At 60.9% G+C, this 728-nt stretch carries 1 pseudogene; it reads right to left on the bottom strand.

Annotated elements, in window-relative coordinates:
- A pseudogene (locus JK176_RS14870) lies at positions 1–713 on the bottom strand (IS630 family transposase); the annotation flags it as partial.
- Positions 714–728: the final 15 nt, after the last annotated feature.

Below are 728 nucleotides of genomic sequence, written 5' to 3'. Positions count from 1 at the left end.
AAGCTTATGCGCTGGAAGATTGTCCATCACGACGATATCACCCGGCTTCAGTGTCGGGATGAGAACGCGTTCGACATAGACCTGAAAGATCCTGCCATTCATGGGACCATCATGCACGAAGGGCGCGGTCAGGCCTGTCAGACGCAGCCCCCCGGTGAAAGTCGTGGTTTTCCAATGACCGTGCGGCACACCGGCGCGGCAACGTTCCCCGCGCAAGGCACGCCCGCGCAGACGGGCCATCTTCGTGGAGAGGCTGGTTTCGTCAATGAACACCAGACGCTGCGGATCAAGGTCAGGCTGGCGATCAAACCAGTCCTGTCGTCGCTTCAGAACGTCTTCACGCTCCTGCTCCAGTGCATGAGCGGTCTTTTTTTGAATGTCCATCCCTGTTGCCGCAGCCAGCGACTGAGCATGCTGCGACCGATCCCGACGGCCCGTTCGCTTTCCAGGCGCGCTATCATTTCGTGAAGCGTGATGTCCTTCTGCGCCTCGATCATGCCGGCAATGAACGCTTCATGCGCGTCCAGCCGTGATCCGCGCGGCTTGCCCTGGCGACGGGGCGTCCGCTCGCCGCTCTCACGTTCCCGACGCAACCAGCGGATCGCCGTCGAAATCCCCACTCCGAACCGCGCCGCAATCGAGCGGGCAGATGCTCCCGCAACTCCAGCTTCCAGAACACGCTCCCGAAGATCATCACTCAATGCTCGTGCCATCACCGTCTCCATCAA

The sequence above is a fragment of the Gluconobacter sp. Dm-73 genome (assembly GCF_018256215.1).
In the GTDB taxonomy this organism is placed as follows: Bacteria; Pseudomonadota; Alphaproteobacteria; order Acetobacterales; family Acetobacteraceae; genus Gluconobacter; species Gluconobacter cadivus.
The sequence above is the reverse complement of the archived record's forward strand: the minus strand, read 5'-3'. Positions and strand labels throughout refer to the sequence as shown.